Consider the following 17,360-nt stretch of genomic DNA (forward strand, 5'->3'; position numbering starts at 1 on the left):
CCTTGATTTAACCGCGTTAGAAATGTGAGTGTTTGATAAATTCGGCCAGGCGCGGTGACGCCGGGTTATTGAACAGCTGTTTGGGCGGCCCTTGCTCCTCGATTTTTCCCTGGTTCATGAAAACGATGCGATCGGAAACCTCATACGCAAAACGCATTTCGTGGGTCACCAGCAACATCGTCATTCCCTCGTTCGCCAAATCCCGGATAACCGCCAGCACTTCGCCCACCAGTTCCGGATCCAGCGCCGAGGTCACTTCATCAAACAGCATCAGGCTGGGGTTCATGGCGATGGCGCGCGCGATCGCCACCCGCTGCTGCTGCCCGCCGGAAAGCTGGCCGGGATAATGGCCCTTGCGCGCCAGCAGGCCAACGCGCTCCAGCCAATGTTCAGCACAGGCAATCGCCTGGTCTTTCGGCATTTTCTTCACCTTCAACAGGCCGAGTGTGACGTTCTGCAGCGCCGTCAGGTGGGGGAACAGATTGAACTGCTGGAACGCCATGCCGGTCATCACCCGGTGGCGAGCAATGATCTTGTCAGGGTGCCGCACCCGCTGTTGCTGACGCTGGAAATAACCGATGGGCTGATCGTTAAGGCGGATCTCGCCCTGCTGAAAATCTTCCAGCAGGTTGACGCAGCGCAACAGGGTCGTTTTTCCCGATCCGCTTGAGCCGATCAGCGTGACCACATCCCCTTTATTCATGCTCAGATCGATGCCTTTCAGCACTTCCACGCTGCCATAACGTTTGTGCAAATCACGAATATTCAGCAGCGGCGTAACGGTTGTCTGGTTCATGGGAGCCTCACGCGTTTTTCCAGATAGCGGCCAAATTGCTCAATGGAAAAGTTGATAATGAAGAACAGCAGCCCGGCGAAGGCGTAGAACTGCAGCGTCATGAAAGTACGGGCGATCACCTGTTGGGAGCTGAGCAGCAAATCGGCCACGCCGATGACCGACAGCAGCGTTGAGGCCTTCACGATTTCCGCGGCCGAGTTCACCCAGGTCGGCAGGATTTGCCGCAGCGCCTGCGGCAGTTGCACGTAGCGCAGATCCTGATAAAACGTCAGCCCGATAGCCTTTGCGGCTTCGCTTTGCCCACGCGGCACCGCCTGCAACGCGCCGCGCACGATTTCCGAGACGTGGGAACTGCAAAACAGCGCCAGCGCCAGCACGCCGGCTTCAAACGCGCCGGCATCCCATCCCAGCGCGGGCGCAATGTAAAAGCAGGCCAGCACCAAAACCAACACCGGTGTGCCGCGCACAATATCGATATACAGCCGCACCAGCATCTGCGCCCATTTTGGCGCATAGGTCACCAGCAGGCCGCCCAAGGTGCCCAGCAGCGTGCCGCTGAGGATCGCCAGTAATGAAGAGAGGACGGTAACCACAAAGCCGTCCGCCAGGGTGGCGCGGGCCTGCCACAGTTGGTACCACCAGCTAAAGGGATCGTTCATGTTGCCTCCTATCGCACTATCGCCAGGCGCCGCTCCGCCACCCGCAACGCCACGGCGATCAGATAACAGGTAGCGATATACAGCAGGCTGGTCACCAGCCAGGTTTCAATCACCCGGTAGCTTTCCAGGTTCAGTTTGCGGGCATAAAACGTCAGCTCCGGCACGGCGATCGACGCCGCCAGCGACGTATCCTTGAACAGCGAAATAAAGTTGTTGCCGAGCGAAGGCAGCACATTGCGCAACATCACCGGGATGATGATGTAGCTTTTGATCTGCCACTCTTTCAGGCCGATGGCCTGCCCGGCCTCACGCTGCCCGGCGGGAATGCCCAGCAGGCCGGCGCGGAACACCTCGGTCAGATAGGCACCGGCATACAGCGACAGCGTGACAACAAACGATCCAATCTGATCGAGCATGATGCCCATGCCCGGCAGCGCGAAGTAAATCATCAGGATAAGGATCAGGATCGGCAGGTTGCGCACCACCGTCACATACAGCGTGGCGCTCCAGCGCAACAGCGGGTTCTTCGATAGGGTGCAGAACGCCGCCAGCAGACCCAACGCACAGCCGATGGCAATCGACAGCAGCGACAGTTCCAGCCCGAGCCACAGCCCGCCCAACAGCAGATCAAAACTTTGCCAGACGGGTGCGAAATTCAACGTGTAATTCATCTTGCAACCTCAATGCGCCGGGCGCCCTGCGGCCCCGGCGTGTACGCACTATTTATACTCAACCGGGAAACCTATTGCCGGCGTAGCAAGATCGCTACCAAACCATTTTTTGTAGGCGGCGGCATAGTCAGCAAAATCCACGCCGACCATCGCTTCGTGCAGCGCCGTGTTGACATAGTTCAGCCAATCCTGATCGCCACGCTTCAGGGCGCAGGAATAGGTTTGCGGGCTCCAGGCATAGTCCGGCGAATGGTAGCGGCCAGGGGTTTGTACCATCAGCCATTTGGCGGACGACTGATCGGTCGCCACGGCGTCCGCCCGCCCGGAATTGAGCGCCTGATACATCAGATCCACGCTTTCATACTGGGAAACCGTGGCTTTGGGCAGCGCCTGATGCACCAGTTGATCGGCATAGACGTTTTGTAGCACCGCTACGCGCAGGCCATCGCCGGCGGCGTTCATATCCGCCAGTTGCACATATTTGCTATTGGCCAACGTCAGCAGCGCCACGCCTTCACGGTAATAAGGAATGGTGAACGCCACCTGTTGAGCGCGCTGCGCCGTGACCGTCATTGCCTGGCAGGTCATATCCACCTTGTCGGTCAGCAGGTTGGGGATTCGCGCATCCGAAGACTGCTGTACAAACCGCACTTTGGTCGGATCGTTGAACAGCCCTTTGGCAACGATCCGGGCGATATCGATATCAAAGCCCTGCAGTTGGCCGTCGGCGCCCTGAAACCCCCAGGGCGCGTTGGTGCTGCCGGTGCCGACGATCAGATAGCCGCGTTTCAGTACGTCATCCAGCCTGGCCGCATTCGCCTGCGCCGCGTAACAACCCAGCAGCGCCAACCCCGCCAAGATGCCAACCCGTTTCATGCCTGTTACTGCCTGATTCACTTTTCCCATGGTGCCTCCAAGTAATTCCGCTATAACGGAAACAATTTCGTAACTATGGAATTAATGCAGAAAAGATGCCAAAAAATAACCAGGCAGATGCGGATTTTCTTTACTCGTTGTAAAAAAAGATCTTTTGGCAGGATCGTACCGGTTGGGAACAGGCAACACAGGCAGTAGGGCAAAACAGCAGGGGTAAACGATAGCGGGCAATTGCACCACCGGCGATCGGCCACGCACCATCATGAGGCCGTTTTAGCCCGTGGAACGATCAAATACGGAGGGAGAGTGCGAACAAGAAAAGCCCATTATGCCGGTGTGATAATGGGTATGCCGTGTGGTGGTGCGGGCCTATGCCATCGGTGCGATCAATATTCCTGATCTTCAATCAGCCGTTTGCCCAGGCTGGTTATCCCCTGGATCTCATAGCCCAGCTTTTCATACATATCGATCACGGTGTCGTTATCTTCCCGCACCATCAATTGGATTTTGGGGCAACCGCGCGCGATCAGCTTTTTCTCCAGCCGGTTGATCAGCGCGTTGGCGATGCCGCGGCCACGGTAATCCGGATGCACCCCGAGGTAATACGCCGAACCACGGTGGCCGTCATAGCCGCCCATGACCGAGCCGACCACTTCACCGCCCACTTCCGCCACCAGAAACAGTTCCGGATCGTGGTTCAGCTTGCGCTCAATGTCCATTTCCGGATCGTTCCACGGGCGCAGCAGATCGCAGCGCTCCCATAAGGTCAGAACTTCTTCAAAATCGTCTTGCCGAAATACGCGAATTTCCATAGCCGCTCGCCATTATAAAAAAGAGTATTTCCCTGATTATCGCGTGATTATCCATATACGCAATATCAAACTGCGATTTGTGCCGCGCTGCCGCTGGATTTTCGTAGCGCAATAGCGCGCATGCGCCGAAAACAAACGTAATAAATGGAAATAGTTATCGGGTGATTGATAACGACCAATACGTATACCCTTCATACTTCAAGTTGCAGGATAAAAACGCCAAACGCGTGCTTGAGCTGCGCTGGCCATGCCCGGCTGCCGAAAATGGCGGGGAGAAGGCCAATGCGCCTGCAACGTGAAATAATGACGGATAGAGACGTCGCCAACTGATTGCCGCCACGGAGAGCCATGTATATGAGTAAGCCGGTTGACCCTTTTTTGCGTTTCAAGCCGCTTAACGGCGCAACCTCGCGCCGCCGGCTGCTGCTTTCCGGCGTGGCGCTGGCGCTGTTCGGCAGCCCGAGCCCCAAAACGCAGGCCGGCATGCTGCGCAGCCCACATAGCACAAGCGCCCCGGGGCCAAAACCCGCCGGCGCCATCAAGCGGGTTATGCTCGATCCGGGCCACGGCGGCATCGATTCCGGCGCCGTTGGCCATGAAGGCTCGAAGGAAAAACACGTGGTGCTGGAAATTGCCAACCACGTGCGCCGCTTCCTGCATGAGCACCCGAATATCGAAGCGCACCTCACGCGCGAAGAGGATGAATTCATCCCGCTGTTCCAGCGGGTGGAAATCGCCCACCAGCGCCAGGCCGATCTGTTTATTTCCATCCATGCCGATGGCTATACTCGCCCGGAAGCCTCCGGCGCTTCGGTGTTCGCCCTGTCTAACCGTGGCGCCAGCAGCGCCATGGCGCGTTATTTATCCAACCGCGAAAATGCGGCGGATGAAATCGCCGGCGGGAAATACAAAGAACAGGATAACTACCTGCAGCAGGCGCTGTTTGATCTGGTGCAGACCGATACCATCAACAACAGCCTGACGCTCGGCCACCACGTGTTGGGGAAAATCCGCGGCGTGCACCACCTGCATAGCCCGAATACCGAACAGGCGGCGTTCGCCGTGCTGAAATCGCCGTCCATTCCTTCCGTGCTGGTGGAAACGTCGTTTATCACCAACCCGGACGAAGAACGCCTGCTCGGCACCACCGCCTTTCGGGAAAAAATCGCCCGCGCCATTGCCGATGGCGTCGTCAACTTCTTCAGTGAATTTGACGCCCGCCAGCGCAGGGCGCGCTAAGGCTGCCGCCGTGCGGAAATAACGATATACTTGCAGCCTGATTTCAATAAGGCCGCGAAGAATTCCGTATGAGTTTACCCGATATTGCTGAAGTAAAATCCTTTCTGCTGGCGCTGCAAGACCGTATCTGCACACAGTTGGCTGAAGCCGACGGCGCCGCCGGCTTCGCCGAAGATCGCTGGGTGCGTGAAGAAGGCGGCGGCGGCCGCAGCCGCGTGCTGACCAACGGCGCCGTGTTTGAACAGGCCGGGGTAAACTTCTCGCACGTTTCCGGCGCTGCGCTGCCGGCCTCCGCCACCGCCCACCGGCCAGAGCTGGCGGGCCGCAGCTTTCAGGCCATGGGCGTTTCACTGGTGATCCATCCGCTGAACCCTTACGTCCCCACCAGCCATGCCAACGTGCGCTTCTTTATCGCGGAAAAACCCGGTGCCGAGCCGGTCTGGTGGTTCGGCGGCGGTTTCGATCTGACACCGTTCTACGGCTTTGAGGAAGACGCGGTGCACTGGCACCGCACGGCCCAGCAACTGTGCACGCCCTTCGGCGCCGCGGTGTACCCCAAATACAAAAAATGGTGCGACGACTATTTCTTTATCAAACACCGCAACGAAGCGCGCGGCATCGGCGGGCTGTTCTATGACGATCTGAACACGCCGGATTTCGCCACCAGCTTCGCCTTCACCCGCGCGGTGGGCGACGGTTTCCTGGCGGCGTATCTGCCGATCGTCGCCCGGCGCAAGGCGCTGGCGTGGGGCGAGCGCGAGCGCCAGTTCCAGCTTTATCGCCGCAGCCGCTATGTCGAATTCAACCTGGTGTGGGATCGCGGCACCCTGTTCGGGCTGCAAACCGGCGGCCGCACGGAATCGATCCTGATGTCGATGCCACCGTTGGTGCGCTGGGAATACAACTATCAGCCGGCGGAAGGCAGCCCGGAAGCCGCGCTGTATCGTGATTTCCTGCCGGTGCGCGACTGGCTGCAGGGGGAGCAATAATGCAAATCTGGGTTGATGCGGACGCCTGCCCGAACGTCATCAAAGAGGTGTTGTTCCGCGCCGCGGAACGCACGGCGACCACCGTGACGCTGGTCGCCAACCAGCCGCTGCGCACGCCGCCCTCCCGCTTTATCCGCACCTTGCAGGTAGCACCGGGCTTTGACGTGGCGGATAACGAAATCGTGCGCCGCTGTGAGCCGGGGGATCTGGTGATCACCGCCGATATTCCCCTGGCGGCGGAGGCGATTGAAAAAGGCGCCGCGGCGCTTAATCCGCGTGGCGAACGCTACACGCCGGCCACCATCCGCGAACGCCTGAACATGCGCGATTTTATGGATACCCTGCGTGCCAGCGGCATCCAGACCGGTGGCCCGAATACCCTGAACCAACGCGACCGCCAGCTGTTTGCCAATGAGCTGGACAAATGGCTACAGGCGAAACGCTAACGCGCCGGGGTGCGCCACAGATAGTCGGCGCGGCGCACATCCACCTGGCTATCGCCTTCGGCCAGCATCAACACCAGCGGCATGCTGGCCGGTTGTAGATCCTGCATGTGCAACGGCACCCCCAAATCCCTGGCGGCATGATAGCCGCCGGCAATCAACAACGCGGGCGCCGGCGCCGCCAGCAGCCGCTGTGCCATCCGCCGGTCACGCTGTTGCTGGATAGCCAGCATCGCATTCAGGCGCGGCGCATCGATCTTACCGCCGTGTGCCTGCCGGATGAGATCGGCCAAAGCCTGTTGCACCGCCGGTTGGGTTGAACGTGGGCCGCTTGGGAACTGCGGATGGCGGTAAAACGCCATGATTTCATCGCGGCTTAAGTTGGCGGAAAGCAGCGGATAAGGCGCCTGAATGGCGGCCATCACCACCCCGCCATACAGTGCCCAGTCCCACCCGGCCTGCCAGGCGATACGCTGCTTAACCTGTTCACTGCTAAGCACCTCTCCCACCTGCAGCGCGCGCTTCACCGCATCCACCGGCGCCTGCTGGCCCGGCACGAGCATCTCCATCAACACGCTGCCCTGCGGCCGCTGCCGCGGCAGATTTTCCACCAGCCAATGCTCAATGCGGTGGTGCGCCGGATTGTCATGCTTTTCACCGACGATCACCCGCTGCGCCGCCGCCAGCCGTACCAGCAGTTGTTGGGGCGCAAGCGTTGCGCCGGTATGCAAATCAACAATTGTGCCCAGGTTTGCCACACGGTTATCCGGCGCAGGCACCGGCGAATGGCTACAGGCGCTCAACGCCAGCGTAACCAGCAGTAAGAGGTATTTCATCGGGGATCCCGCCACGCGAAAAAAAACGATAATACAGAGAACGGTTCTCATTTTCATCCTCTCCCTGCCCGGCGTAGCGTCGCTCTGCGAGGCGCTGCGCATTGATCTCACGCCCGCTGCGGTGGTATAACCCCAGCCATTCAGACATCTATCCCCTCATATTTCAGCTTGCGGGTGGGTTGGCCTTCCCGCGGCTCGGATTATTTGGGGCATATACAGATATATATCATTATGCAATCTCCCTCCGAAGGGCAGTTCAAACGCACCATGAAAGCCCGGCATCTGGTGATGCTTTCTCTGGGCGGCGTGATCGGCACCGGCCTCTTTTTCAACACGGGTTACATCATTTCCACCACCGGTGCGCTCGGCACCTTGCTGGCCTACCTGATTGGCGCCATCGTGGTTTATCTGGTGATGCTGTGCCTGGGCGAATTGTCGGTCGCCATGCCGGAAACCGGCGCTTTCCATGTGTACGCAGCCCGCTATCTTGGCCAGGCAACCGGCTATACCGTGGCCTGGCTCTATTGGTTAACCTGGACCGTCGCACTGGGTTCCAGCCTGACGGCGGCGGGGTTTTGCATGCAGTACTGGTTCCCGCAATCGCCGGTGTGGCTGTGGTGCCTGATTTTCTGTATCACCATTTACCTGCTGAACGTCATTACCACCCGCTTTTTTGCCGAAAGCGAGTTTTGGTTTTCCCTGATCAAAGTGGTGACCATACTGGCGTTTATCATCCTGGGCGGCGCCGCCATGTTCGGCCTGCTGCCAATGAAAGACGGCACGCCGGCACCTTTCCTGCATAACCTGACCGCCGCCGGTTGGCTGCCGCAGGGCACCCTGCCGATCCTGATGACCATGGTGGCGGTAAACTTCGCCTTCTCCGGCACGGAACTTATCGGCATTGCCGCAGGGGAAACTGAAAACCCGGAAAAGGTGGTGCCCTGGGCTATCCGCACCACGGTTATCCGCCTGGTGGTGTTCTTTATCGGCACGGTGTTTGTGCTGGCGGCGCTGATCCCGATGGACCAGGCCGGGGTGGTGAAAAGCCCGTTTGTCCTGGTGTTCGAGCGCATCGGCATCCCTTACGCGGCCGATATCTTTAACTTCGTGATCCTGACCGCGATCCTTTCCGCGGCGAACTCGGGGCTGTATGCCTCCGGGCGCATGCTATGGTCGCTGGCGAACCAAAACACCCTGCCGGCCTATTTTTCCCGCGTTAACCGCCGCGGCATCCCGTTTAACGCGCTTACCTTCAGCATGCTTGGCGGTATTTTGGCGCTGCTGACCAGCGTGATCGCCCCGGATACGGTATTTGTCGCCCTGTCTGCCATCTCCGGTTTTGCCGTGGTGGTGGTTTGGCTTAGCATCTGCGCCGCCCACTTTGCGTTCCGCCGCCGGTATCTGCGCAGCGGCCAACCGCTTGCCGGGCTGAAATACCGCGCCCCCGGCTACCCGGCCACGCCTATCGCCGGCTTTGCCCTGTGCCTGCTGGCCTGTATCGGCCTGGCGTTTGATCCGCAGCAGCGCATTGCGCTGTACTGCGGCCTGCCCTTCGTGGCACTCTGCTATGCCGCCTATTACCTGACCCGCAACGGCGGGCAAAAACCACGGCTGGAAACAGGAGAACAAGATGCCGGTCAATAACCCCATTGCCCCATTGCTGGCGGGCAACAATACCCTGGTTCTGGATGGCGCGCTGGCCACGGAACTGGAAGCGCGCGGCTGCAACCTTAGCGATGCGCTGTGGTCCGCCAAGGTGCTGATTGAAAACCCGGAGCTGATTTATCAGGTGCATCTGGACTATTTCAACGCCGGCGCGCAGTGCGCCATCACCGCCAGTTATCAGGCTACGCCGCAGGGGTTTCTGCCGCGCGGGCTGGATGAGCGGCAATCGCTGGCGCTGATCGCCAAAAGCGTGCAGTTGGCGCAGCAGGCGCGCACCGATTATCTGGCGCAGCACCCACAGGCCGGGCCGCTGCTGGTCGCCGGTTCGGTCGGCCCTTACGGCGCGTATCTGGCGGACGGTTCTGAGTACCGCGGGGATTACCATCTGCCGCAGGCGGAGATGATCGCCTTCCACCGACCGCGCATCGCGGCGCTGGCGCAGGCCGGGGTGGACCTGCTGGCCTGTGAGACGCTGCCTTCATTCAGCGAACTGCAGGCATTGCTTGCCCTGCTGCAAGAAGAATTCCCACGGCTCGGCGCCTGGTTCTCCTTTACGCTGCGCGACAGCCAGCACCTCAGCGACGGCACGCCGCTGCGCGATGTGCTGGCGCTGCTGCGCGGCAACCCGCAGGTGCTGGCCGTTGGCATCAACTGCATTGCGCTGGAAAACGTCACCCCGGCGCTGCGTGAATTCGCCGCGCTGAGTGATAAGCCGCTGTTGGTCTACCCTAACTCCGGTGAACATTACGATGCGCAGAGCAAAACCTGGCACGCCTGCGGCGGCGGGCACGGCGGCCTGCCTGAACGGCTGGCGGAATGGCGGCAACTTGGCGCCCAGCTGATTGGCGGCTGCTGCCGCACCACGCCGCAGGATATTCAAGCAATCGCGGCGCAGGTGAGCGCCCACCAATAGGCCTGAGCACGGGCGTTCCTCTGGCCGGCAGAGGAACGCCCATCGGTTACAGCGGCTGGGTTTGTGCTTCCACCAACGCCAGCGCCACCATGTTGACGATGCGGCGCACCGAAGCGATCGGCGTCAGAATATGCACCGGCTTCGCTACCCCCATCAACACCGGCCCCACGGTCACGCCTTCGGAAGAAGACACGCGCAGCAGGTTATAGCTGATACGCGCCGCCTCCATATTGGGCATGATCAGCAGGTTAGCCGAGCCTTTCAGCGGGCTGTCCGGCATCAGATCGTGGCGGATGCTTTCCACCAGCGCCGCGTCGCCGTGCATTTCCCCGTCAATTTCCAGATCCGGCGCCAGTTGGTTAACCAGCGCTAACGTTTGCTGCATTTTGCGCGCCGACGGGCAATCGGAAGATCCGAAGCTGGAATGGGAAAGCAGCGCCACTTTTGGCTCAATGCCGAAGCGGCGCACGGTTTCCGCCGCCATCAGGGTGATTTCCGCCAGCTGTTCCGGCGTTGGGTTGTCGTTAACATAGGTATCGGCAATAAAGGTATTGCCGCTCGGCAGCAGCAGCGCATTCATCGCCCCGGCCACGTGCACGCCTTCGCGGAAACCAAACACGTTCTTCACCACGTCATAATGCTCATGGTAGCTGCCGATGGTGCCGCAAATCATCGCGTCGGCCTCGCCGCGCTGCAGCATGATGGCGGCAATCAGCGTGGGGTTGCCGATAACCGCGCGGCGCGCCTGTTCCTGGGAAACGCCGTGCCGTTTCATGATCTGATAGTATTCGCCCCAGTAGGCATTGAAGCGGGGATCGGACTCGTTATTGACGATCTCGAAGTCTTTACCCGGCGTAAGCTGCAGGCCTAGCTTTTTCAGACGCATTTCAATAACGCTCGGGCGGCCCACCAGGATCGGGAAGCCCAGCCCCAGTGAAACCAACTCTTGGGTGGCATGCAACACCCGCTCTTCTTCGCCTTCGGCCAGCACCACCCGCTTCAGCGCTTTCTTGGCCTGGGTGAAGATCGGTTTCATAAACAAGTTGGTTTTGTAGACGAACTCGGTCAGCTTTTCGGTGTAGGCATCAAAGTTTTCAATCGGGCGCGTGGCGACGCCGGATTCCATCGCCGCTTTGGCTACCGCCGGGGCGATCTTGACGATCAGCCGCGGATCAAACGGTTTGGGGATAATGTATTCCGGGCCGAAGGACAGATCCTGATCGCCGTAGGCCGAAGCCACCACGTCACTCTGTTCCGCCAGCGCCAAATCAGCAATGGCATGCACGCAGGCCAGCTTCATCTCTTCGTTGATAGTGGTCGCCCCCACGTCGAGCGCGCCGCGAAAAATGAACGGGAAACACAGCACGTTATTGACCTGGTTCGGGTAATCGGAGCGGCCGGTACAGATAATGGCGTCCGGCCGCACTTCTTTCACCAGCGGCGGCAGGATTTCCGGTTCCGGGTTGGCGAGCGCCATAATCAGCGGGTTCTGCGCCATGGTCTTCACCATCGGCTGGGTCAGCACGCCCGGGCCGGAACAGCCGAGGAAAATATCCGCCCCGGGGATAGCGTCTGCCAGGGTGCGCTGGCCGTTGTCCTCAATGGCATAGGCGGCCTTGGTTTCTTCCATTTTGGCGTCGCGGCCTTTGTAGATCACCCCTTTCGAGTCGCAGACGGTAATGTTTTGCTGCCGCAGCCCCAGCGCCACCAGCAGATTCAGGCAGGCGATAGACGCCGCGCCCGCGCCGGAAGCCACCAGGCGCACGTCGGAGAGGCTCTTTTTCACCACCCGCAGGCCATTGAGCACTGCGGCGGTGGTGATGATCGCCGTGCCGTGTTGATCGTCATGGAACACCGGGATCTTCATGCGTTCACGCAGCTTTTTCTCAATGTAGAAACACTCCGGCGCTTTGATATCTTCCAGGTTGATGCCGCCAAAGGTCGGCTCCAGCGCGGCGACCACATCGATCAGTTTGTCGGGATCGTGCTCATCGACTTCAATATCAAACACGTCAATGCCGGAAAACTTCTTGAACAGCACGCCCTTGCCTTCCATCACCGGTTTGCCGGCCAACGCGCCGATGTTGCCCAGGCCCAGCACGGCCGAGCCGTTGGAAATCACAGCGACCAGGTTGCCCCGGGCGGTATATTTATAGGCCGCCAACGGATCGGCGGCAATTTCCAAGCACGGGGCGGCGACACCCGGCGAATAGGCCAACGCCAGATCGCGCTGGGTCGCCAGCGGTTTGGTAGGGGATACCTGGATTTTCCCCGGTACCGGGAACTGATGGAAATCAAGGGCACTTTGCTTTAGTTTTTCATCCATTTTCGGTTCCTTAGTTCTGATATATATAACCTTCATATTTCGCAGGAAAAACACCAGCACGATAAATATGACGAGGCATATTTGATTTCAGGCGGAACCAGTATAGAGCGAGAATTATCACAAACTTTGAAGCGCCCCATAACCTGGAATAAAAAACCCCATAGAAAGTAAAAAAACCGGAAATAACGGAATATCTTAATCCCCGTGCTGCGCCAGCCCGGCTCGCCAGGCGTTAAGCGTCGCCACCTGGCCCGCGCAGATTTTTAACGCGGTTTGTAATTTCAGGGTGTAGCTCACGGCATCGCCCCAGGTATCGCCCAGCAATACCGGTTGTTCACAGGGCCGGAACACTGATTCAGGGGGCAACGGCACCATTGCCGGCGCCGGCGCGGCGCAAGAGCTCAGGCACAATGCCAGGCATAGGCTGCCCAGCGCAGGCGGTGTTTTTAATCGCTTCACGGTATTTCCTCTCTGTATTATCCCCTTGCTGGCGCAGCCATTGCTCCTGCTGCTGCTGCGCTGCCATTAGTGCCCGGTTTTGCGCATCCTGGGCCTGTAAGGCGGCAATCTGTTCCTTTTGTTGCGCCAACGTTTTTTGTTGCAGCGCCGCCTGCTGGCGCAACGTGGTTACCCGCTGCTTCAGCAGTGCGCTATATCCCCCCAGGCCAATCAGCACCAGTAATAAGGCTAATATGCCAACCCGGATAACTTTCTGTAATAAAACACTCATTTCCAGCCCCATTCCGTTAATTGCCGCGTGCGCGAAATTGGCCGCCGCGCTATTTTTGCGATGGCGAAGCACAATAGCGGCCGATAAAAACCCCACAGAAGAAATATAAAATCTTCTGCCATCGTTTATTTTCACCGGTTCATTTGGCGGCGTGTGGCACAGGGATGAGTATATTTAATCCAGATTATTTATCACGTTGCGGCTGCTGTGCCAGCCGCCAGCGTGCGGTTATGGTCCAGGGATCGCAGATCCCGGCTACAATGTGTGGTATCCCATTGTTCTTATCCATCACAATAATCAGAAAAAGCGCATTTTATTTGCCTGGCTGATAAGGCAGTGTGTTCTGCCTGTGATGAAAAGAATTCTTATTTCCCTACATTGACGTTGGTCAAGGAGCCCAAAGATGAACCAATTAGACGCACTAAAAAAGTTAACGGTTGTGGTTGCCGACAGCGGTGATATTGAGTCGATCCGCCAGTTCACCCCGGAAGACGCCACCACCAACCCGTCGCTGATTCTGAAAGCCGCCGCCCTGCCGCAGTACAAGTCATTGATCACCGAGGCGCTGGGCTATGCGCGCCAACAGGGCGGCAGCAAGGAAACCCAACTGGTCAACGCCAGCGACAAACTGGCCGTCAACATCGGGGTTGAGATCCTAAAAAGCGTGCCGGGCCGTATTTCAACCGAGGTAGACGCCCGCCTGTCCTTCGATCGCGGTATGTGCGTCACCAAGGCACGCAAGCTGATTAGCCTGTACCAGCAACAGGGTATCGACAAATCACGCATTCTGATCAAACTGGCCTCCACCTGGGAAGGTATCAAGGCCGCCGAAGAGCTGGAAAAAGAAGGCATCAATACCAACCTGACGCTGCTGTTCTCCTTTGCCCAGGCGCGCGCCTGTGCGGAAGCCGGCGTGTACCTGATCTCGCCGTTTGTTGGCCGTATCTACGACTGGTACCAGGCCAAACAGCCGGCGACCAGCTACGACGCCGAGCAGGATCCGGGCGTGAAATCGGTGCGCACCATTTATGAATACTATAAGCAGCACCGTTACCAGACGGTGATCATGGGCGCCAGCTTCCGCCGCGTAGAACAAATCCTGGCGCTGGCCGGCTGCGATCGCCTGACCATTTCACCGAACCTGCTGGAACAGCTGAAACAGAGCGAAGCCCCTGTCGAGCGCAAGTTAAGCCCGTCCGAAGAAGGCTTCCACCAGCCGGCGCCGCTGTCTGAAGCCGAGTTCCGCTGGCTGCACAACCAGGACGCGATGGCAGTAGACAAACTGGCCGAAGGCATCCGCCTGTTCGCCGTCGATCAACAGAAGCTGGAAGATATGCTGGCCGCTGAACTGTAATTATCTGGAGCACTATACCGTTATGCCTTCACGTAAAGACCTTGCCAACGCGATCCGCGCACTCAGCATGGACGCCGTGCAAAAAGCAAAATCCGGCCACCCGGGCGCGCCTATGGGGATGGCGGACATCGCCGAAGTCCTGTGGCGTGATTACCTTAACCATAACCCCACCAACCCGCACTGGGCCGACCGCGACCGCTTCGTGCTCTCCAACGGCCACGGCTCGATGCTGATTTACAGCCTGCTGCACCTCACCGGCTACGACCTGCCGATGAGCGAGCTGGAAAACTTCCGCCAGTTGCACTCCAAAACCCCGGGCCACCCGGAATACGGCTACACCCCGGGCGTGGAAACCACCACCGGCCCGCTGGGCCAGGGCATCGCCAACGGCGTCGGCTTCGCCATCGCCGAACGCACCCTGGCGGCGCAGTTCAACCGCCCCGGCCATGACATCGTTGACCACCACACCTACGTGTTCATGGGCGACGGCTGCATGATGGAAGGTATTTCCCACGAAGTCTGCTCGCTGGCCGGCACCCTCAAACTCGGCAAGCTGACCGCCTTCTATGATGACAACGGCATCTCCATCGACGGCCACACCGACGGCTGGTTCACCGACGACACCGCCAAACGTTTTGAAGCCTACGGCTGGCACGTGGTGCGCGGCGTGGACGGCCACGACAGCGCAGCCATCAAGGCGGCGATTGAAGAGGCCCGCCAGGTGACCGACAAGCCATCGCTGCTGATGTGCAAGACCGTGATTGGCTTCGGGTCACCGAACAAGGCCGGTTCGCACGATGCGCACGGCGCCCCGCTGGGCGATGCCGAAGTGGCCGCCACCCGTGAAAAACTGGGCTGGAATTATCCGCCGTTCGTTATCCCGCAGGACATCTACGCTCAGTGGGACGCCAAGGAAGCCGGCAAGGCCCGTGAAGCCGCCTGGAACGCCAAATTCGCCGCCTATGCGCAAGCTTTCCCGGAACAGGCCGCCGAGTTCAAACGCCGCATGAGCGGTGAACTGCCGGCCAGCTGGCAGGCGGACGCTAAAGCCTTTGTGGAACAACTGCAGGCCAACCCGGCCAGCATCGCCAGCCGCAAGGCCTCGCAGAATACGCTGGAAGCGTTCGGCAAGGTGCTGCCGGAGTTCCTCGGCGGCTCCGCCGACCTGGCGCCAAGCAACCTGACGATGTGGTCCGGCTCCAAAGCCATCAACGAAGACCTGGCCGGCAACTACATCCACTATGGGGTGCGCGAGTTCGGCATGACCGCCATCACCAACGGCATTGCGCTGCACGGCGGCTTCCTGCCGTATTCGGCCACCTTCCTGATGTTTGTGGAATATGCCCGCAACGCGGTGCGCATGGCGGCGCTGATGAAGCTGCGCAACGTGTTTGTCTACACCCACGATTCCATCGGCCTGGGTGAAGACGGCCCGACCCACCAGCCGGTCGAACAACTGGCCAGCCTGCGGGTGACGCCGAACATGAGCACCTGGCGCCCGTGCGATCAGGTGGAATCGGCGGTGGCCTGGCAGTACGGCATCGAGCGCAACGACGGCCCGACGGCGCTGATTTTCTCGCGCCAGAACCTGGCCCAGCAGCCGCGCACGGCCGAACAACTGGCCAACGTATACCGCGGCGGCTACGTGCTGAAAGACAGCGACGGGCAGCCGGAGCTGATCCTGATCGCCACCGGTTCGGAAGTGGAACTGGCGGTTGCCGCCTATGAGCAACTGACGGCGGAAGGGCGCCGGGTGCGCGTGGTCTCCATGCCGTCCACCGATGCGTTCGACAAGCAGGATGCGGCCTACCGCGAAGCGGTGCTGCCGGCGGCGGTCAGCGCGCGGGTGGCAGTGGAAGCGGGTATCGCGGACTACTGGTACAAGTACGTGGGCCTGAACGGCGCGGTCGTGGGCATGACCAGCTTCGGTGAGTCGGCGCCGGCGGATCTGCTGTTTAAAGAATTCGGCTTTACGGTAGAAAACGTGGTCGCCAAAGCGAAAGCGTTGCTGAAATAAACGCACAACCCCCTTTACCCTACCGTTCAGGCGGGGTAAAGGGGGCACTGGCGTGGCTACGCCATAATCTGATGAATTTCCAGATACTGCAGCAGCATAATGGTTTTACCGTCCTTAATCCGCCCATCGTCAATCATCGCCAGCGCTTCCCTGAACGGCAATTCAACCACCTCAATATCTTCATCTTCAATGCCCCCGCCTGAAGTGCGGCGTTCGTTGTCCTGGTATTCGGCGATAAAGAAATGGATAAGCTCGGTAACACCGCCCGGCGACATATAGGCTTCAAAGACTTTCTTCACGCTCGCCACCTGGAACCCGGTTTCTTCGACGGCTTCACGGCGCGCGCACCACTCGGGGGAATCGCCGTCCAACAGCCCGGCGCAGGCTTCCAGCAACATACCGCTCTGGTTGCCATTGACGTAGGTCGGCATACGGAACTGATTGGTCAGCACCACCGTGCCCCGCTCGCGGTTATACAACAAAATGGTGGCGCCGTTGCCACGATCGTAAACTTCACGCACCTGCTGAACGGAACCGCCATTCTTGCGTTTCAAATCAAAGGTATATTTATTCAGCACATACCAGTTATCCGACAGCAGCTCTTTCTTCACATTCTCGATTTTTGCAGACATGGGCTCTCTTCCGTTGGCGACAACACAGGAATCATAGCGCGATTCCCCCGCCCTGCGCCAAGCCAATCATGGCAAAAGCCCCGAGCGTTTGTGGCCGTGAGCCTATCCCCTTCATACGTCAAGTTGCAGGTGTGTTGGCTTTATTATTCGGCCCACCCAGGGCCTCGCCCCTATGAGGGCGCTGCCAGCAGCGTTCAAATCTGCTCCCTGCCTGACGAATTTGTCGCAGCAAAACCGCGTGATTCGGCCATTCGCGCTCTCCCCTACGGAGCCTGGGCTGTTCAAAAACGCTTTTGCATTTTTATCCTGCAACTCAAATTATTTGGGGTCTATTATTATAATTGCATTACTGGCTATTTTTGATATTTTCATGCTAACAATGGAGACAAACATTCGATGGAT

At 59.1% G+C, this 17,360-nt stretch carries 17 protein-coding genes; 7 read left to right on the top strand and 10 right to left on the bottom strand.

Translation table 11 applies throughout. From position 1 onward, the window contains the following. Positions 1–16: 16 nt before the first annotated feature. The 5 genes from ABFX35_RS16385 to ABFX35_RS16405 all read right to left on the bottom strand — a co-directional run bounded on the left by ABFX35_RS16385 (position 17) and on the right by ABFX35_RS16405 (position 3,814). The gene (locus ABFX35_RS16385; protein WP_095847811.1) at positions 17–796 is read right to left on the bottom strand and encodes an amino acid ABC transporter ATP-binding protein; all 780 of its coding nucleotides are present in this window, start codon (positions 794–796) and stop codon (positions 17–19) included. Further along, the gene (locus ABFX35_RS16390) at positions 793–1,455 is read right to left on the bottom strand and encodes an amino acid ABC transporter permease (RefSeq protein ID WP_279027921.1); all 663 of its coding nucleotides are present in this window, start codon (positions 1,453–1,455) and stop codon (positions 793–795) included. Before ABFX35_RS16390 ends, ABFX35_RS16385 begins: the two co-directional genes overlap by 4 nt. 8 nt (positions 1,456–1,463) lie before the next feature. Beyond that, positions 1,464–2,126 (bottom strand): amino acid ABC transporter permease, encoded by a 663-nt coding sequence (locus tag ABFX35_RS16395; protein ID WP_346082191.1) that lies wholly within the window; start codon positions 2,124–2,126, stop codon positions 1,464–1,466. A 48-nt stretch (positions 2,127–2,174) separates the two neighbouring features. Then, the gene (locus ABFX35_RS16400) at positions 2,175–3,032 is read right to left on the bottom strand and encodes a transporter substrate-binding protein (RefSeq protein WP_346082192.1); all 858 of its coding nucleotides are present in this window, start codon (positions 3,030–3,032) and stop codon (positions 2,175–2,177) included. A 356-nt stretch (positions 3,033–3,388) separates the two neighbouring features. Then, positions 3,389–3,814 (bottom strand): GNAT family acetyltransferase, encoded by a 426-nt coding sequence (locus ABFX35_RS16405; protein WP_095847807.1) that lies wholly within the window; start codon positions 3,812–3,814, stop codon positions 3,389–3,391. Between the two features lie 354 nt (positions 3,815–4,168). On the opposite strand from ABFX35_RS16405, the gene amiA reads away from it, so the two are divergent. The 3 genes from amiA (at position 4,169) to ABFX35_RS16420 (ending at position 6,488) form a co-directional block, all read left to right on the top strand. Next, positions 4,169–5,053, top strand: coding sequence for an N-acetylmuramoyl-L-alanine amidase AmiA (gene amiA, locus ABFX35_RS16410; RefSeq protein ID WP_279027913.1), 885 nt, complete (start codon positions 4,169–4,171; stop codon positions 5,051–5,053). A gap of 68 nt (positions 5,054–5,121) precedes the next feature. Next, complete coding sequence (gene hemF, locus ABFX35_RS16415; RefSeq protein WP_279027912.1) at positions 5,122–6,042, top strand: oxygen-dependent coproporphyrinogen oxidase; 921 nt, start codon at positions 5,122–5,124, stop codon at positions 6,040–6,042. Continuing rightward, positions 6,042–6,488, top strand: coding sequence for a YaiI/YqxD family protein (locus tag ABFX35_RS16420; protein WP_279027909.1), 447 nt, complete (start codon positions 6,042–6,044; stop codon positions 6,486–6,488). The genes hemF and ABFX35_RS16420 overlap by 1 nt, the downstream gene beginning before the upstream one ends. Here the strand turns inward: ABFX35_RS16420 and ABFX35_RS16425 are convergent. Further along, positions 6,485–7,321, bottom strand: a complete 837-nt coding sequence (locus ABFX35_RS16425; protein ID WP_346082193.1) for a ChaN family lipoprotein — start codon at positions 7,319–7,321, stop codon at positions 6,485–6,487. The two genes, ABFX35_RS16420 and ABFX35_RS16425, sit on opposite strands and share 4 nt — an antisense overlap. A 231-nt stretch (positions 7,322–7,552) precedes the next feature. Between ABFX35_RS16425 and mmuP the strand changes: the two genes are divergently transcribed. Together mmuP and mmuM are read left to right on the top strand one after the other, a co-directional pair. Beyond that, a complete protein-coding gene (gene mmuP / locus ABFX35_RS16430; protein ID WP_121553740.1) occupies positions 7,553–8,965 on the top strand; it encodes an S-methylmethionine permease in 1,413 nt (470 codons plus the stop codon). After that, on the top strand, positions 8,952–9,899 hold the full coding sequence (gene mmuM, locus ABFX35_RS16435) for a homocysteine S-methyltransferase (protein WP_346082194.1): 948 nt from the start codon (positions 8,952–8,954) through the stop codon (positions 9,897–9,899). Before mmuP ends, mmuM begins: the two co-directional genes overlap by 14 nt. 46 nt (positions 9,900–9,945) lie before the next feature. On the opposite strand, the gene maeB is transcribed toward mmuM, so the two are convergent. The 3 genes from maeB to ABFX35_RS16450 form a co-directional block, all read right to left on the bottom strand. After that, positions 9,946–12,225 carry an NADP-dependent oxaloacetate-decarboxylating malate dehydrogenase gene (gene maeB / locus ABFX35_RS16440; RefSeq protein ID WP_346082195.1) on the bottom strand — a complete coding sequence of 760 codons (2,280 nt, stop codon included), beginning with the start codon at positions 12,223–12,225 and terminating at the stop codon, positions 9,946–9,948. Positions 12,226–12,420: 195 nt separating this feature from the next. After that, complete coding sequence (gene lysC / locus ABFX35_RS16445; protein WP_428832205.1) at positions 12,421–12,591, bottom strand: Rz1-like lysis system protein LysC; 171 nt, start codon at positions 12,589–12,591, stop codon at positions 12,421–12,423. Then, positions 12,581–12,955, bottom strand: coding sequence for a DUF2570 family protein (locus ABFX35_RS16450; RefSeq protein WP_346082197.1), 375 nt, complete (start codon positions 12,953–12,955; stop codon positions 12,581–12,583). Before ABFX35_RS16450 ends, lysC begins: the two co-directional genes overlap by 11 nt. Positions 12,956–13,358: 403 nt before the next feature. Here ABFX35_RS16450 and tal point away from each other — a divergent pair, with 403 nt between their 5' ends. Next, positions 13,359–14,309 (top strand): transaldolase, encoded by a 951-nt coding sequence (gene tal / locus ABFX35_RS16455; protein WP_279029248.1) that lies wholly within the window; start codon positions 13,359–13,361, stop codon positions 14,307–14,309. A gap of 22 nt (positions 14,310–14,331) precedes the next feature. Continuing rightward, complete coding sequence (gene tkt, locus ABFX35_RS16460) at positions 14,332–16,326, top strand: transketolase (protein ID WP_346082198.1); 1,995 nt, start codon at positions 14,332–14,334, stop codon at positions 16,324–16,326. Between the two features lie 56 nt (positions 16,327–16,382). Here tkt and nudK read toward each other — a convergent pair whose 3' ends face one another. After that, a complete protein-coding gene (gene nudK, locus ABFX35_RS16465) occupies positions 16,383–16,958 on the bottom strand; it encodes a GDP-mannose pyrophosphatase NudK (RefSeq protein WP_346082199.1) in 576 nt (191 codons plus the stop codon). Positions 16,959–17,360 lie beyond the last annotated feature (402 nt).

Origin of the sequence: Gibbsiella dentisursi (assembly GCF_039539505.1) — a bacterium.
Classification (GTDB): Bacteria; Pseudomonadota; Gammaproteobacteria; order Enterobacterales; family Enterobacteriaceae; genus Gibbsiella; species Gibbsiella quercinecans.

Excerpts from the sequence above, each read along its gene's own strand:
- ABFX35_RS16390 (WP_279027921.1), bottom strand. The coding sequence starts at position 1,455 with ATGAACGATCCCTTTAGCTGGTGGTACCAACTGTGGCAGGCCCGCGCC.
- tkt (WP_346082198.1), top strand. The coding sequence starts at position 14,332 with ATGCCTTCACGTAAAGACCTTGCCAACGCGATCCGCGCACTCAGCATG.
- amiA (WP_279027913.1), top strand. The coding sequence starts at position 4,169 with ATGAGTAAGCCGGTTGACCCTTTTTTGCGTTTCAAGCCGCTTAACGGC.
- nudK (WP_346082199.1), bottom strand. The coding sequence starts at position 16,958 with ATGTCTGCAAAAATCGAGAATGTGAAGAAAGAGCTGCTGTCGGATAAC.
- ABFX35_RS16395 (WP_346082191.1), bottom strand. The coding sequence starts at position 2,126 with ATGAATTACACGTTGAATTTCGCACCCGTCTGGCAAAGTTTTGATCTG.
- ABFX35_RS16420 (WP_279027909.1), top strand. The coding sequence starts at position 6,042 with ATGCAAATCTGGGTTGATGCGGACGCCTGCCCGAACGTCATCAAAGAG.
- ABFX35_RS16450 (WP_346082197.1), bottom strand. The coding sequence starts at position 12,955 with ATGAGTGTTTTATTACAGAAAGTTATCCGGGTTGGCATATTAGCCTTA.
- ABFX35_RS16425 (WP_346082193.1), bottom strand. The coding sequence starts at position 7,321 with ATGAAATACCTCTTACTGCTGGTTACGCTGGCGTTGAGCGCCTGTAGC.
- mmuM (WP_346082194.1), top strand. The coding sequence starts at position 8,952 with ATGCCGGTCAATAACCCCATTGCCCCATTGCTGGCGGGCAACAATACC.
- ABFX35_RS16400 (WP_346082192.1), bottom strand. The coding sequence starts at position 3,032 with ATGGGAAAAGTGAATCAGGCAGTAACAGGCATGAAACGGGTTGGCATC.
- tal (WP_279029248.1), top strand. The coding sequence starts at position 13,359 with ATGAACCAATTAGACGCACTAAAAAAGTTAACGGTTGTGGTTGCCGAC.
- ABFX35_RS16405 (WP_095847807.1), bottom strand. The coding sequence starts at position 3,814 with ATGGAAATTCGCGTATTTCGGCAAGACGATTTTGAAGAAGTTCTGACC.
- maeB (WP_346082195.1), bottom strand. The coding sequence starts at position 12,225 with ATGGATGAAAAACTAAAGCAAAGTGCCCTTGATTTCCATCAGTTCCCG.
- mmuP (WP_121553740.1), top strand. The coding sequence starts at position 7,553 with ATGCAATCTCCCTCCGAAGGGCAGTTCAAACGCACCATGAAAGCCCGG.
- hemF (WP_279027912.1), top strand. The coding sequence starts at position 5,122 with ATGAGTTTACCCGATATTGCTGAAGTAAAATCCTTTCTGCTGGCGCTG.
- ABFX35_RS16385 (WP_095847811.1), bottom strand. The coding sequence starts at position 796 with ATGAACCAGACAACCGTTACGCCGCTGCTGAATATTCGTGATTTGCAC.